The organism is Shewanella sp. UCD-KL12, assembly GCF_001957125.1.
In the GTDB taxonomy this organism is placed as follows: Bacteria; Pseudomonadota; Gammaproteobacteria; order Enterobacterales; family Shewanellaceae; genus Shewanella.
Genome location: NZ_MPHJ01000009.1, coordinates 1 through 15,810 on the forward strand (window position 1 = coordinate 1; position 15,810 = coordinate 15,810).

Consider the following 15,810-nt stretch of genomic DNA (forward strand, 5'->3'; position numbering starts at 1 on the left):
CGTCGCCTAGGTAAGCCATTACCTTACCTACTAGCTAATCCCACCTAGACTCATCTAATCGCGAAAGGCCCGAAGGTCCCCTCCTTTCCCCCGTAGGGCGTATGCGGTATTAGCAGTCGTTTCCAACTGTTATCCCCCACGACTAGGCAGATATCTAGGCATTACTCACCCGTCCGCCGCTCGACAGCAAAGGTGCAAGCACCTTTCTGTTTCCGCTCGACTTGCATGTGTTAGGCCTGCCGCCAGCGTTCAATCTGAGCCATGATCAAACTCTTCAATTAAAGTTTTTTTGTTCTCATCCAATTAAGGATGAAGAACGACTCAATGAATTAAACTGTTTCTCATTCACTTCGTTCATAAAGAAGTTGGTGAACTCGATAATTACATTTCTGTAAATTACATATTGCTATGAACACTCATCGTTACATTGAGTTAAATTTTTGATTGCTTCCTAAGAAGCAATTTCGAATAACTCAACACCTGTGAATGTCCACACAGATTACTTGATAAATTGTTAAAGAGCGTTGCATCATCTTTCAGATGCAGCCATAAGACGCTAGGTCGTTGGCTTGAGGAGGCGTATTCTACACTTCCCGTTGTTGGCGTCAAGTGCTTTTTTAAAATGTTTTTAAAATCGCTTAACTCGTTGCCCTGACTGCTTTTCAGCTTTCCTTTAAGAAGACTGGTTTGCCGTGTCAGTGGGTGCGCATTATAGGCAGATTATAAAACTGCGCAAGACCTTTTTAGTGATTTAAAGTTCACTTGCTGCACTTTTAAACACATATCGCTTTTCAGCTTATTTTTACCCCAATGTTTGCTGCTTTATCATTCTATTATTAAAATTACTTCACTATTAAGTTCATTTTTTCAGCAATGGACTAGTGTAATGCTAAATAATTCATTACCATATACCTGCTATTAACAGTTATTTATCAATTCTTCAGAGATCATATTTATGCAAAAGCCATTTCTTATTGTTTTGATTATCGCCATTCTTGGTGCAGTCGCGATTCACTTTGTCGCTCCATCGTTAAACGCTGCAGTTGCTTTCTTTACTGGTACTATTATTGCCAGCGTTGTTTTCTCACTAAAAGGTCAATCAGCAGAAAGCAGCGACAATGCTGCGAGTGTTGAGCAATACACAGGACCAACAATGACACTTTACGTTGGTAACCTTCCATATCGAGTACATGAAGGTGAGGTAAAAGAGTTATTTGGTAAGTACGGCCCAGTTAATTCAGTCCGATTAGTCCGCGATCGCAAAACAGGACGCCGTAAAGGTTTCGGTTTCATTGAGATGTCTGAAGCTGGTGCGCAAAAAGCGATGAGTAAACTAAACGAGTTTGATTTCCAAGAACGTACATTAAAAGTTAGGGAAGCCAAATCTCAAGATTCTGATAAGAGTGAACGTCAAGCAAACGCTTAACTGAAACCTATCAATAATCATGATGGCTTTATAAGGCTCCACCTTATAAGGCCATTTTTTATATTTTGATGCAGCTTAAACACCCATTTTCTCGCCTTATTCTAATACCAATCAATAGATGAGCATTCAAACTTACTTTTATTGTTATAGATTCACTTTAGATATTACAGTTAACCCAAACGAGATTAAGGTAGTCTTCAGCCCAACTCCAACTGAATCTGATGTATAGAATGCTGTATTTTTGGTAGTTTCATTTAACTCATTAATGCTGCCTACTTCTTTCTGCTCTATATATGCCTGTTGCTCAATTAAGTTAACAACCCGAGCAGCTATTGCTTTACCTGAGTCCACCAAGCTAACTGCTTCTCCCAAATAAGCCTGCATCTCATCTCTTAAGATAGGAAAGTGCGTACAACCTAAGACAAGTGTATCTATCTCACTATCTAATAGCGGTTGTAAAATCCTAGCAATCTGATCTTTAGTAACTAGCAGGCCTGCGGCTTTTTGCTCGGCAAGAAGCACTAACTCAGATGAGCCATAAAGCTCAACCTTACAGTTATCAGCAAATTGGGTGATAAGCTCATGTGTATAAGTGCGTTTTATTGTGCCTGGTGTCGCGAGTAAACCGATATGCTTTCTCTTTGATAACACAGCTGCAGGCTTAACAGCAGGTACTACTCCAACAATTGGAATATCTAACTCAGCCCTTAACGCTGGTAAAATCAACGTACTGGCAGTATTACAAGCAATAACTACCATAGATACAGGATTGAGTTTTATAAACTTTGTTATCAGCGATACGCACCCATCTATCAAGGTTTGCTCACTCAATTCACCATAGGGTAAGCGTGCATTATCAAATAGATAAATGTATCTCTCATCGGGCAGTACTTGCTTAATTTCCTCAAGAATAGTCAATCCACCAATTCCTGAATCAAACACGAGTATGGGTTTAGGCAAATCACTTCTCCATTAACAAAGCTCAATCTAACTGCACTGACTCACACAACACCTGAACTCACCAGCGTATTTACAAGAGTAATGTTGAATTTTCACATAAGAAAGTAGAAATCGAAAGCGAGAAACTGGACATCTTAGCCATCTAGTATAATAATTCCGCCCCAAATATAGCCAAGGTGATCAAGAAATGAATTTAGCAGCAATGGATCCTACGACCTATGATGCCCAACTAGAAGAGAAGCGCATCAAGCTGGAACAGATATTCACAGACTTCGATACACCACAATTAGAAGTATTCAGTTCTGATACGGCCAACTACCGGATGCGTTCAGAATTCCGTATTTGGCATGACGGCGAAGACATGTATTACTACATGTTTGATAAAGCACTAGACAGTAAAGTTCGTTGCGATCAGTTCCTGCCAGCAAGCAGTCTTATTAATGAGATGATGCCAGCACTAATCGCTGAGTTAAAGCCTAATACGATTCTAAGACATAGGCTATTTCAAATTGACTTCCTTTCCACACTTAGTGGAGAGATTCTAGTTTCATTACTTTATCATAAACAGTTAGACCAGCAGTGGGAAGTTGAAGCCAAAGCGCTTAAAGAGAGATTAGCTACCAAGTTTAACGTTAACTTGATCGGTAGGGCACGCAAACAAAAATTGATTTTCGATAAAGACTTTGTTGTTGAAACACTCACAGTCAATGATAAAGAGTTACATTACCATCAAATCGAAAATAGCTTCACACAACCCAACGGTAAAGTATCAGTAAAAATGCTTGAGTGGGCCATTGATGTTACTAAGAATAGTACAGGTGACCTATTAGAGCTTTACTGTGGCAACGGCAACTTCTCTATTGCCTTAGCGCAAAACTTCGACCGCGTTTTAGCCACTGAGCTAGCTAAACCTTCAGTACAATCAGCACAATACAATATCGAGATCAATAAGGTCGATAACCTGCAGATTATTCGAATGTCTGCAGAAGACTTTACTGATGCTATGGCTAAAAAGCGTAGCTTTAGACGGTTAGAGGGTATCGATCTAGATAGCTATAACTGTAATACCATTTTTGTCGACCCACCGCGTGCAGGAATGGATGCGAACACAGTAAAGTTAGTTCAAGGCTACGAACGTATTGTCTACATCTCTTGCAACCCCAATACCTTAATGGACAATTTACAAGAGCTGACCAAGACACATAAGATCACGCGCTTCGCCCTATTTGATCAATTCCCCTATACAGATCATATGGAATCAGGGGTGTTCCTTGAGAGAAAATAATATCTCTAGTAAGAATATTATTTGAACGAATGAAAAAGCCAGTAGTGTTAGCTACTGGCTTTTTCATTAATCAAATCGTTTAAACCCAATCTATATACAACAGGTTGGGGTCAGTCCGTACGCGGTATTTAAAAGTTAACGCTTTTCCATTTTAAGCTGCAAAGCTTCAGAGCCTTTAGCAACCATACGCAGCTGAATCACCAACCTATCAGCAAGCACTTTTCGATCTACTCGTTTCATATCAAGAGCCGCAGCCCCCGCATTAAAAACCAGAGTCACTAACGCTTCAGCCTGTGCCCTTGCAAGCTCGGGGCTTCGATTAGCCGTAGCTTCGGTATAGTGAGTCAGTTCTGAGATAAAGTGCTCTATCTCACGTGCAACAGCAGCTCTAAAGGGAGCTGATGTACCTGAACGCTCATGCAGCAAAATTCTAAATACATTAGGGTTTGATTCGAGGACTTCCATAAAAGTATCAACAGATATACGTATGACACTGCCACCGGCTTCTGCTCGCTGACGCCCTTTACGCATCATCTGCCTTAAGGTTAAACCACCTTCATCGACCATGGTTAAACCTAGTTCATTCATATCTTTGAAATGACGATAAAATGAGGTCGGCGCAATTTTAGCCTCACGGGCAACTTCTCTCAAACTCAGACTAGAGAAGCTCCTTTCTGCATTGAGTTGATTGAATGCCGCATCGACAAGCGCTCTACGCGTCTTCTCTTTTTGCTGTGCTCTTACGCCCATCATGGTGGATCCGAAACTTAATTGTGATTCGGAGATAATACATTTTTTAGTGCTAAAACACAGCCCCTAAAGATGTTTGCAGCTTGACCAATAGTGATTTGCAAGCTAAATTAGCGTACAGATGTACGCTCAAAACAGAGTTGGATAATAATAATGAACAAACCCCCACTAATTTGGACCAATGTTGCCCTGTTTCTCATCACCTTTTTAGGTGCTGCGATCCTTGTGCCTTGGTATGGAATAACCCAAGGCTACGGACTTATTGAATGGCTTGCCTTTATTGGTTTTGCTTTTGCAAGCGGCCTATCTATTACGGCTGGTTACCATCGCCTTTGGTCGCATAAAACCTATAAAACCAAAGCGCCTGTACGCTTTTTGTTTGCTCTAGGTGGCGCCCTAGCATTACAAAATAGTGCACTACATTGGTCTTCTGATCATCGAGTGCATCATAAACACGTTGATAATAACGACAAAGATCCATACTCAGCCAAAATGGGCTTTTGGTACAGCCACATAGGTTGGATGCTAAGAGAGTATCAATCTCAACGATACCACGACTATAAAAATGTTCGTGATCTGCAAAACGACAAAATTGTAATGTGGCAGCACAAGTATTACCTTCCATTAGTTGTCTTAATGAATATCGGTTTACCAGCATTTTTAGGTTGGTTAAACGGGGATATATTGGCGATGTTACTCATGGCGGGCTTACTGAGACTTGTAGTTGTGCATCACTGTACGTTCTTCATCAACTCACTTGCTCATGTATGGGGAAGCCAGCCCTATACGGATAGAAATACTGCTCGTGATAATGGGTTTATTGCGTTACTAACCTATGGTGAGGGTTACCACAATTTTCATCATATCTTTGAAAATGACTACCGAAACGGTATTAACTGGTGGCAGTACGACCCAACGAAATGGTTGATTAACGCGCTGTATTGGTGTGGATTAGCAACAGATCTACGGATCACACCACAGGAAAGAATAGAAAGCGCCAAACTAAAAATGCAATTACAAAAAACTCAGCATCGCATTGCTTCACTGAATAACTGTGATGAGCTGCTCGAGAAGTTGCAGGCTGAATATGAGGTTTTAAAATCACTGCTTGCTGACTACTACATAGCAAAAAAGAAGTTACTTGAGGCAAAGCGGGAACAGTTGTCCGATCAACAACTCGTACAGCAGGTTGATGAGATGAAACAAAAGTTTCTGCAACAACATAGAAGCTGGAAACAACTCACCGAGACCTTTTAATACTACAAAACAAAAAACGGCTTAAAACACTAAGCCGTTTTTGTGTTTGCTCACCTTACTCAAGCCTACCGATTGAAGAAGCTTAGCGATAGGTCTATGATGACCGCCTAACTACCTTATCGAGAGAGTTTTGGTCATGTCAGAGTCTACAATAAAGCTAACAGAATATAGTCACGGTGCAGGGTGTGGATGTAAAATCTCACCAAAAGTCTTAGGCACTATTTTAGCTTCACAGCTTCCAGTTTTTGAAGATCCTAGTCTGCTTGTAGGTAACCAAACTCGAGATGATGCGGCGGTTTACAAACTTAATGAAGAGACAGGGATTATCAGCACAACTGATTTCTTTATGCCCATTGTCGATGACCCATTTACTTTCGGCCGTATTGCAGCCACTAACGCGATTAGCGACATCTATGCCATGGGTGGAAGCCCAATGATGGCCATTGCCATTCTAGGGTGGCCAGTAAACATTTTGCCTGCAGAAGTTGCCCAACAAGTGGTCGATGGCGGGCGCCAAGCCTGCGCCGATGCAGGTATTATGTTAGCCGGTGGACACAGCATAGACTCTCCAGAGCCTATATTTGGCTTAGCTGTCACTGGTCAAATTCCCCTGAATGAACTTAAGCAAAACGATACGGCCAAATCAGGTGATAAGCTTTACCTAACTAAACCTTTAGGGATTGGGATTCTAACTACAGCACAAAAACAGAAAAAGATCGCGGCAGAAGATATCAATATTGCCGTTGATGCCATGTGCGAACTCAATTTATTAGGCCCGGCTATAGCAAAAATCTCCGGGGTGAATGCGATGACAGATGTTACTGGATTTGGCCTTGCAGGCCACCTAGTTGAAATGTGTCAAGGTGCTACGCTTAACGCCCAGATAGAAGTTGATGCTCTGCCTCTTCTCCCAAAAGCCAAAAACTACCTCGAGATGGGATGCATTCCAGGTGGCACTCATAGAAACTATGAAAGCTATGGTGAACACTTACCAACACTCACGGATTTGCAAAAAGGAATTATCTGCGATCCTCAAACAAGTGGCGGTTTGCTAATTTCAGTTTCTGTTGAGGCTGAACAAGCACTTATCAAGCTTTTAGCTGACAATGATATCCCGACTCAATGTGTCGGCACATTGACCGATAAGCCTCAAGCTACACTTGTGGAACTCATCTAATGAGTCAAAATATTGTTGCTAAATCAGCCTATAAACAGATCATGTTATCAGGTCACCCTATATTAGATGTAAGGGCACCGATAGAATTCAATAAAGGTGCATTTCCATCAAGCTTCAACCTACCGCTAATGCAAGATAGCGAGCGACAGAAGGTTGGAACATGCTACAAAAATAAGGGACAAGATGCAGCAATAGAGTTAGGCCACACTCTTGTTCGCGGCAAAGTAAAACAAGGTCGAGTAGATGCATGGCTAGAATATTTTGAGCAAAATCCCACGGCATATCTTTGTTGTTTTCGTGGTGGTTTAAGATCTCAACTTACTCAGCAGTGGCTAAAAGAAGCCGGCGTTGATGTCCCCTATATCGAGGGCGGCTATAAAGCCATGCGACAGTATCTAATTGAAATAATAGATACCTCACCAAGCCTGCAACCTATGTTTATTCTTAGCGGAATAACAGGAAGTGGCAAAACTGACTTCCTGATAAAGCGAACAGAGTCTGTCGATTTAGAAGGTATCGCCCACCATAGAGGCTCTAGCTTCGGGCGATATCATGAAGGTCAGCCGACTCAAATTAACTTCGAAAATCAGTTAGCGGTAGAGCTATTAAAGCACCAACAGCGGAATGAGAAATGCTTAGTTGTTGAAGATGAAAGCTTTCTTATCGGGCGCTCTGCAATACCTCAAGCATTTTACTCTGCAATGCAAACCACCCAAATACTGGTATTAGATGAATCAAATGAGAATAGACACGCTAGATTGCTAGAAGAGTATGTACACAAGATGCATTCAGGTTATGTGGAACGCTTAGGTGAAGAGGAAGGGTTTAGCGCTTTTTCTAACTATTTAAGTCAAAGCATTACTGGCATTAAAAAGCGACTTGGTGGGCAACTCCATGACGAGTTCCAATCAATCATTTCTAATGCGCTCAAAGTTCAATTACAGAATAACTCTACCGAGGCCCACCTTGAGTGGATCAGCCTGCTACTGACCAAGTATTACGACCCTATGTATCAGTATCAACTCGACAAGAAGCAAACACGGATCCTATTTAAAGGGGATCATCAAGCTATGCATGAATGGCTTAACCACTATTCAGCTAAATAATAAAGCCTAGCCTTTATCCAAAGTGGGCTTGGCACTTGGGTTCAAGGTTAGCTCAACATAGACCCTACCACTATGAGAGGAGCCCCCCTCCTCTTGCTTACTTTTCGATTCATCCTTACTCAAAGCTATCGCTATCTGAGGTAGTGCGCTTAACTTAAGCTTTAATTCATCGCCTAATAACAGCCAATCCTGACGGGATATATATATCAGCTGTTCGCTATGACTACTTTGGGCAAGCCTCTGCTCTATTATGGCAAGATTAGTACTCCCCTGTTCATCTCTCGTATCACCCCCCTCTATAATACTACTCGTCGAACGAAGTAGGTTAACAAGAAAGCCATTGTGGGGGGCATCTAACCATACGAACTGTATAGGGCGAACAGTTAAGCTTTGTAGTAACACAAACTCCTTTGCTGAAGTTGTGTCACCAATCAATAAGGCACTGCCTCTTGCAGGTATTACTTTACGATCTTTTACCGCAAGTGGATTAATAAACCGCCCAAACAGATAACATACGAACCTGAGTCTTAACTCAGGTAAACGCTTATAAAGAAACAGACCAAACAATACGTTAGCAATTGCTAGCAGCAAAAACAGTTGCAGAATACTTGCACCCAACACACCTAAGAAAAGAATCGCAAAAACCGCTGCGGTCACCATAAACAAAGCATTCATTATATTGTTGGCTGCAATAGCTTGAGCGCACTCTCTTTCGTTACTTCTAGCTTGGATGAACGCATAGAGAGGAACAATAAATAAACCACCACTGACGCCGACCATAAAGAGATCAAACATTAGCCTGTAATGTTGTGGCTCGGCAATAAAGGTCAAGGCACTATAAATAACCTCAGGACTCTTTGACGGTACAGCCAGATAAAGATCAACGCCAAAAATCGTGAGCCCTAATAAGCCGAAGGGTAAGATCCCCAACTCGACTTGCCTAAAGGATAAGCGGTCACATAGGAATGAACCGGCTGCAATACCAATTGAAAAAAGCGCGAGTAAAAGAGAAACAACGGTAGCACCTGAGTGTAGGTGCAGTTTTGCGAAGTTTGGAAATTGAGTTAAATAGGTCGCACCAAGAAACCAAAACCAACTAATTGCCATTATAGCCGCCCATATAGAAGGACTACGTTTTACCCGTTTTATACTAGAAACAAGGCCTGAAAAGGGCGTAAACCTTATTTTCTTTACGTCAGCATTGGTAGGGATCAAAGGGATAAATCGACTAGATATATAGCCCATTAGAGCCAAAACAACGACCAAAAAAGCGGCAAGGATATTGGCATGATCACTTGCGACAATAAGGCCCGCTACTATGGTCCCGACTAAAATGGAGATAAAGGTTCCCATCTCAACCCATGCATTGCCTCTTACAAGCTCAATATCCTGTAATACTCTTGGCAGCAATGAATATTTCACAGGCCCAAAAAAAGCTGACTGGGAGCCCATAAGAAAAAGTAACAGCAACATCAGCAGGTAGCTTTGAGTCATAATCGCAGCTGCACCGCAGCACATGATGACAACCTCTAGCAATTTGAGTCGCCTGATCAAAATAGCCTTATCAATATTATCAGCAATCAAACCTGCGTGAGCTGAAAATAGAAAAAAGGGAAGAATAAATAGGCCTGCAGCCAAGTTAACAAATAGATTCACATCGATGGGAAGCGTTGCGACCTGAGAATAGGTCACCAACAAGAGTAAGACATTCTTATAAACATTATCGTTCAATGCACCTAAACACTGAGTAATAAAATAGGGAAGGAAGCGACGACTCAAAATCATGAAACCATCCTAGTTCTCAGATAGGCCTTACATTAAAAGAACAGCATTATTGAGCCACACGTTAGGTGGCCCAGATAACAACAGTGATCAGCTTTCTGCAGTCAGTAACTGATCCCATGGAAGGTGGGGTGAGCCTACTACGATAAAGTTTGGATTCTCAAGTGACTCCCGCTCATTATAGCTTAAAGGCTGCAAGCCAATATCCATGATCTGACCACCGGCCTCTTCTACAATAATTTGTGCAGCGCCTGTATCCCACTCACCAGTGGGGCCAATACGTACATAGCAATCAGCTTTCCCCTCTGCGACTAAACAACTCTTTAAAGCTGCGCCGCCGAGTACAACTAACTCACAATGTTTTGAGTGACTAAACAATTTTAAAACCGACTGCGGATCTTGCCTACGGCTCACAGCCAACTTCAAAGGAGGATCTTCTGCGAGCGGCAATTGTTGACTCACAATCCTAACTTCCGATGATGCATCTCGCTTATAGGCACCAAGACCTGCAATCGCGTAATAACACACCTCAGTCATAGGCACATATACGATACCCATAATAGGGCGGTTATGCTCAACAAGTGCAATGATCACTGAAAAATCACCGCTGCCAGCAATAAACTCCCCGGTGCCATCGAGCGGATCGACAAGCCAGTAGCGTTGCCAATGTTCACGCTCAGAAAAGGGGATCTCAGCATCTTCTTCTGAAAGTACAGGAATATCAGGAGACAAGGCCTTCAGTGAGGAAGTAATGATATTATGGGCAGCAATATCGGCAGACGTCACCGGTGTATTATCAGATTTGATCTCTTTATCAAAAGAGCCCTCAAGATAGATCTCTCGTATCTTGTTACCTGCATCGATTGCAATCTCAATTACTTGCTCTATGTACTCTTCTGGCTTCATAACCGCTCCAACAGCCTTTTACTACGACAAATATTGAACTATGTTCTAATATTTTTGTTTCGAACAATTATAGTTTTAGATATTTTTGAGCTAAAAACAAGGCGCTTACACTTCTCGATTCAGAAAAATCTTTCTCATCAAGTAAACTTTGCCACTTATCTAACGGCCAAGAAACTAACTCAATAGGCTCAGGCTCATCGCCCTCTAGTGAACTCTCAAATAGTTCCTCTGCAATAAAGATCTGCATCTTGCTGGCAAAGTACCCAGGCGCTAAGCTCAATTCCATCAAATGAGTTAGCTTTTTTGAACCAAAGCCAATCTCCTCCTGCAGCTCTCTATTGGCAGCTTCATGAGCTTCTTCGCCAGGATCGATTAAGCCTTTTGGGAAGCCAAGTTCATAACTATGTGTACCAGCGGCATATTCACGCCCCAAAAGCAGTGTTTTACCATTCAGCACAGGCACAACCATTACAGCACCACGGTTACTACCTTTCATTCGTTCGTACTGGCGTTCAACTTGGTTTGAGAATTTCAGATTTACTTGCTCAATTGTAAACAAGCGGCTTTGGGCCACAACTTCTGAACTTAAAATGTCCGGTTTTTTGTGCTTCATGATAATCCCTGAGCCAAATGAAATTTGCTTAACGGTATAATCTTACTATCATGTTTCTAATCTACAACAAGAAAGTGCTTAGATTAGTCTTTATAAAAAGAGATAAGATAGATCGGTATTAAACTCTAATGAAATTTGTCGCTTTAATATCTAAGCAAGGCCCTAAAATTTAACTGGATTAATAATGTTTCCATGGAATGAGATAGACACAGTGTTATTGGATATGGACGGAACCTTACTGGATCTCAATTTTGATAATCACTTCTGGTTAAGTCTAGTCCCCGCTGAATTAAGCCAGCAAAGAGGGTTAGATAGCCAAGCAGCACAAGCGTTAGTCGAATCATCTTATGATAAGGTATTTGGTACGTTAGACTGGTATTGCCTTGATTACTGGGAGAGTGAGTTACAGATAGATATTCTTGGATTACATAAAACATTAGTCGATAGAATCCAGCTCAGACAAGATAGTATGCCTTTTCTATCAGCTTTGGGGGCGCAAAAAAAATCACGTATCTTGGTCACCAACGCTCACCCAAAAAGTTTAGCGTTAAAACTAGAACACACCGAGATGGCCAGCGGCTTAGATCATATGATATCTAGCCATGAAACAGGCTACCCTAAAGAGCATCCCCACTTTTGGCAGCACCTCTTTTTGCAATTTCAATTAGATCCTAGTCGCTGTCTATTTGTCGATGACAATGAAGCGATTTTGCAAGCTGCAAAAGATACCGGAGTGGCACATCAGTTAGGAATAACCAATCCAGATAGTAAAAAGCCCAATCAGATATTCAGTGATTTCCCCGCTATTGGAGATTACCACCTACTTCTCGAGGATCTACAAGCGGGTTAATAGCTACCGATAAAATTGAGCTTCACATTAACTTATTGCTTCTGTCACGTTGAAATAAAAACAATGAGCGACTGCTTGAGCTAATTGGCTTGGAGACTGAAAAGAGAAAGGCACCTAAGGGTGCCTTTCTCTTATCGATTGTCACGTTACAAGCCGGGAACCCTACCTTGATAGCTTATCGGGTAATAACCTTGACTGTCTTTCTTACCTAAGAAAGCCAATGCTTTTTTCAGGTCTTCCGGCTGTGAAGCTGTTTCTTTAATCTTAGCACTAACCTGTACGACCTTTTCAGCTTGCAGCGTCACAGTTCCTGTGAAGCCAAGTTGATTCATCGTCTCATCAGACTTTACCTTTACATTGCCATCGACACAGCTCAGTCCAAGCTCAATATCCCCTAATGGATAATCACCAAACTGATTTTTAACGCTAGCGCGATTAACAAACAACTTTCCATTAAGCTGCTCACACCAAGGTATCCCTTGCTCTAAGGTATCGATAAACAAACTGATATCACCGTCTACTTTAGTTCGAAACGGTAACCTATTATTGCCTAAAAGGAAGCTACTCGGCGATTCAAATCGCAATCCTTTTGCATCGACGCCACTCATAGAAAGGGTTACTAAACCTTTACCATTAACCGCTGAGCCTCTATTGCCGATCACTAAGTCTAACTTAGCCTGACCAAGTACAAGTGACCATGGACTTAACTGCCATTGCACTTGCTCAAGTTGCCTATTTTGCACAGTGACGGACTCAATATTGCCCGACCAAATAGAACCAGACACGCCGCTTAGGCTAACGCCATTAGGGATTGGCGCTAATTTTACTACAACACTGGCTGGCAATAATGCCACAAGAAAAACCAGGTATATCCCCACGCCAATAATAATCTTTTTAGCTAAATTCACTACTACACCTTAAATACTAAATGCTCATTATTGTGATAACTGAATACGGCGAACACGTACTAAGCCCGGTGTATCTGACTCAGCGAGGTCGATACTTTCCAGCGATAGGCCCTTATCCTGAACTAACTCATTAAGATAGCCTAACAAGGGGTCGAATGGCACATCATCCATCCAAATTTGAATCTTCTTTCCTTGTGGCTGCATGCGCGTGATCTCGAGCCCAAACGCACCTGCACTCTGATTCACTGCCGCACTTAAACTGCCACTAAAGTTAGGCTTACTACCACTCTCTTTTAGGCCGGCAATTTTATTCGCAGTCTGTTTGACAAAATTAAGCGTATTTTGCTGTGCTTGAAGGCTGCGCTCAGCATCTAACTCCGCATTAGAGATAGGTGTCCAGATCCCCCAGTAAAGAATACCAATAAATAGGAAAATACCACCAGTTCCAACAAGCTGCTTCTCTCGTAGAATGAGTCCATTCCACCACACCTTAACGTTTTCCATATTACTTACTCCTCAACGTTAATGTGCTAGTCACAGAGTCTTCACCGCTATTCATTGCACCTGAATCTAGCTGATAAGAGCGAGAAACTATCTCTTTAAACTTTTCAACTTGAGCATAGCTCTTTGCAGTTATCTGCATTCTCAATTCATTTCGAGCACTATCAAATCGCAGCGTTGTCGGCTTTAAGTCCGAAACCTGAGTAAATGCCTCTTCTAAGCCTTCAAGCATAGAGAAAAACTCACTCCCCCCACCTTGGCCCTGCATACTTCGAAGATGCCTATCCATTTGAGATCTAAGGTTTACAATACGCGATGTTCCCGGAACAGCCTGCTTAAAAATTGCTTCACTTTGTTGTTGTAAAGAGGCTCTCTCACTGTTCATTTGGTGAATATTAAGCCCTTTATTCACTAGTGATAAAATCAGAGCCACCACAATAACAACAGCTGCATTTCGCCATATCTGAACATGTTTACCATATTCACGCTTAGGCAGATAGCTGCCCGTTAATAGATTCATTGGCGATGTCAGTATGCCTTTGGCAAGCACTAGCATCGGCAGGTTTAGCTCTTGAGGCTGTACATCTGTGCCCGCTATGTTCAACTCACTGTAAGCGGCAAGTGTCACAGGAGAGTCAGTATCTGTTGGCAACAGTCTTGGCAATGCCATGTTCAGCCACTCTTCACTGAGGCTAACACCAGCTCCTGCTCCAGTCCTAAGTAGATATTCCTGATTAAATTTTATTGCAGCCCACTGACATTCCTGCAGAGGTAAAGCAAGGCAGTCAGGCACAATACATTTAGCCTTTAGCCCTGCATCTGTTAGCCAGGTTAGCCAAGTTTGCATCTGCTCATGAGCAACTACGGCCACACTTAAAGATTCACCATCTCGAGGACCTGTAACGAAATGTAGATCATCGACATTCTCAGCAAGATTTTCCTCAAGCATAAACGGCAAAGCTTGAATAGCTTGTCGCTGCCCCTTTTCAGGTAGCTCAACTGTGGTCAAGGTAATAGCTGATGAGGGAACAAGTACATCAACAGGGCGATTACCAGCGCGCTCAGATAAACTCGATAACGCCTGCGCATCTTTAAGTTCACCAGAGCCTATAATCTCTTGTTCCTGCTCAGACCAAACCAGCCACGAGCAGCTCTGCTCTTGGCTTGTTCCTAAGCGGATAAATAGTCTTTCACTCACATCTGTTCTCCACAAGTCTCATCTGGCTTACTCCAGAAAAGAAGCTCTTATTTTTATTCTGCTCATTCACACTTATAGACATCATGAATGCTACTTCTGTCCACCAAATTGACGGGTTAATATATCCATACCGTTATTGCCATTTCGCTTCATCACACTTTCGAGCCTAAAAGTTGCACTATCGACTTTAGCGCCAGCCTCTAATAAGAAATAGTGACTATCGACAGTAAAGCTCGTTTTAAGCGCAGCATCATCAGCAACGATCGATGAGATCGAGGAGATCTCAGTAAAGTCTTCTATCTTCTCATAACCGTCGCCAGGTCGTTGATTAATAATGCTTTCGGCCTCACCCACAGAGATTTTATTATCAAACATGCCTGCCAACAGCGCTGCTTGCTCTACTTTTAGGGTGTTAACATTTAAAACCTGTTTATCATTACCTGGAATAACACAAATATAGGGCTGTAACCTGAGGTAGATATCTTGCGAATAACCTAATACCGCTCTTAGCTCGCTGCGATGGCTCATCAAGGTGTTTGCAGCACGATAAGGCACAGCTCTTGACTCATAATCGGCATCTTCAGCACCAAAGGGGCTCGCTAATGCATCATCATCAATATAGTCTTTTAGCGTATGGGTTAACCGCTCAGCACCAAAATCATCCATACCTAATGCCACTAACAAACCTTTATACTGCACTGCAGCGGTTGAAGGTTTAGGTTGGCCATTTTCAACCTCTCCGGTCGAAACTGATAGCGAATTCAGATTAAAGCATGATTGTAGATCTGATATCGTCCCACCTATCTCGCCATGGTCAGCAGGAAAAACAACATCAGCCTGCGCCCAATACTGCTGTAGATGTACGGTATTATCAGAATCATCCAGATCTTGCTTTAACACTTTTTTGGCAAGCTCTTCAGCAGAGATCGCATACCAAAATGCCTGATCATACTGAGCTAAGTTGAGTGTGCGACGAACCGATAGCTGGTTACGGCTATTAATATTAGTAGCAATAATTGCCACCATAGCCACAATCAGCATAACCACAATCAGGGCTACACCACGCTGTTTACCCGGGAAATTAGTCACTC

At 42.2% G+C, this 15,810-nt stretch carries 15 protein-coding genes and 1 rRNA gene; 6 read left to right on the forward strand and 10 right to left on the reverse strand.

Annotated features, from left to right (window positions below; all coding sequences use genetic code 11):
- Positions 1-281 (reverse strand): 16S ribosomal RNA (locus tag BM736_RS15820); the annotation flags it as partial.
- Between the two features lie 674 nt (positions 282-955).
- Here BM736_RS15820 and BM736_RS15825 point away from each other — a divergent pair.
- Positions 956-1,426 carry an RNA-binding protein gene (locus BM736_RS15825; protein WP_076413921.1) on the forward strand — a complete coding sequence of 157 codons (471 nt, stop codon included), beginning with the start codon at positions 956-958 and terminating at the stop codon, positions 1,424-1,426.
- A 144-nt stretch (positions 1,427-1,570) separates the two neighbouring features.
- On the opposite strand, the gene murI is transcribed toward BM736_RS15825, so the two are convergent.
- The gene (gene murI / locus BM736_RS15830; protein WP_076413923.1) at positions 1,571-2,386 is read right to left on the reverse strand and encodes a glutamate racemase; all 816 of its coding nucleotides are present in this window, start codon (positions 2,384-2,386) and stop codon (positions 1,571-1,573) included.
- A gap of 187 nt (positions 2,387-2,573) precedes the next feature.
- On the opposite strand from murI, the gene trmA reads away from it, so the two are divergent.
- Positions 2,574-3,671, forward strand: coding sequence for a tRNA (uridine(54)-C5)-methyltransferase TrmA (gene trmA / locus BM736_RS15835; RefSeq protein ID WP_076413925.1), 1,098 nt, complete (start codon positions 2,574-2,576; stop codon positions 3,669-3,671).
- 135 nt (positions 3,672-3,806) lie between these two features.
- Here trmA and fabR read toward each other — a convergent pair whose 3' ends face one another.
- Entirely contained in the window at positions 3,807-4,421 is a 615-nt protein-coding gene (gene fabR / locus BM736_RS15840) for an HTH-type transcriptional repressor FabR (RefSeq protein WP_076414209.1), read from the reverse strand.
- A 153-nt stretch (positions 4,422-4,574) separates the two neighbouring features.
- Between fabR and BM736_RS15845 the strand changes: the two genes are divergently transcribed.
- From BM736_RS15845 to mnmH, 3 genes are all read left to right on the forward strand, one after another.
- Entirely contained in the window at positions 4,575-5,678 is a 1,104-nt protein-coding gene (locus BM736_RS15845) for a fatty acid desaturase (RefSeq protein ID WP_076413927.1), read from the forward strand.
- Between the two features lie 136 nt (positions 5,679-5,814).
- Positions 5,815-6,855, forward strand: coding sequence for a selenide, water dikinase SelD (selD, locus tag BM736_RS15850; RefSeq protein WP_076413929.1), 1,041 nt, complete (start codon positions 5,815-5,817; stop codon positions 6,853-6,855).
- The gene (gene mnmH / locus BM736_RS15855; protein WP_076413931.1) at positions 6,855-7,961 is read left to right on the forward strand and encodes a tRNA 2-selenouridine(34) synthase MnmH; all 1,107 of its coding nucleotides are present in this window, start codon (positions 6,855-6,857) and stop codon (positions 7,959-7,961) included. The genes selD and mnmH overlap by 1 nt, the downstream gene beginning before the upstream one ends.
- 6 nt (positions 7,962-7,967) lie before the next feature.
- Here mnmH and BM736_RS15860 read toward each other — a convergent pair whose 3' ends face one another.
- The 3 genes from BM736_RS15860 to nudE all read right to left on the reverse strand — a co-directional run bounded on the left by BM736_RS15860 (position 7,968) and on the right by nudE (position 11,262).
- Entirely contained in the window at positions 7,968-9,746 is a 1,779-nt protein-coding gene (locus tag BM736_RS15860) for an MFS transporter (protein ID WP_076413933.1), read from the reverse strand.
- An 87-nt stretch (positions 9,747-9,833) separates the two neighbouring features.
- Positions 9,834-10,649, reverse strand: a complete 816-nt coding sequence (gene cysQ, locus BM736_RS15865) for a 3'(2'),5'-bisphosphate nucleotidase CysQ (protein ID WP_076413935.1) — start codon at positions 10,647-10,649, stop codon at positions 9,834-9,836.
- 67 nt (positions 10,650-10,716) lie between these two features.
- A complete protein-coding gene (gene nudE, locus BM736_RS15870; protein WP_076413938.1) occupies positions 10,717-11,262 on the reverse strand; it encodes an ADP compounds hydrolase NudE in 546 nt (181 codons plus the stop codon).
- Positions 11,263-11,446: 184 nt separating this feature from the next.
- Between nudE and yrfG the strand changes: the two genes are divergently transcribed.
- Positions 11,447-12,112, forward strand: coding sequence for a GMP/IMP nucleotidase (gene yrfG / locus BM736_RS15875; RefSeq protein WP_076413941.1), 666 nt, complete (start codon positions 11,447-11,449; stop codon positions 12,110-12,112).
- A gap of 146 nt (positions 12,113-12,258) precedes the next feature.
- Here the strand turns inward: yrfG and BM736_RS15880 are convergent, their stop codons facing one another.
- The 4 genes from BM736_RS15880 to gspK form a co-directional block, all read right to left on the reverse strand.
- Positions 12,259-13,020 (reverse strand): type II secretion system protein N, encoded by a 762-nt coding sequence (locus tag BM736_RS15880; protein WP_076413944.1) that lies wholly within the window; start codon positions 13,018-13,020, stop codon positions 12,259-12,261.
- 27 nt (positions 13,021-13,047) lie between these two features.
- A complete protein-coding gene (locus BM736_RS15885) occupies positions 13,048-13,524 on the reverse strand; it encodes a type II secretion system protein M (protein WP_076413946.1) in 477 nt (158 codons plus the stop codon).
- A gap of 1 nt (position 13,525) precedes the next feature.
- Entirely contained in the window at positions 13,526-14,719 is a 1,194-nt protein-coding gene (gene gspL, locus BM736_RS15890; protein WP_076413947.1) for a type II secretion system protein GspL, read from the reverse strand.
- A gap of 90 nt (positions 14,720-14,809) precedes the next feature.
- A complete protein-coding gene (gspK, locus tag BM736_RS15895) occupies positions 14,810-15,808 on the reverse strand; it encodes a type II secretion system minor pseudopilin GspK (protein WP_179079066.1) in 999 nt (332 codons plus the stop codon).
- Between the last annotated feature and the right edge of the window lie 2 nt (positions 15,809-15,810).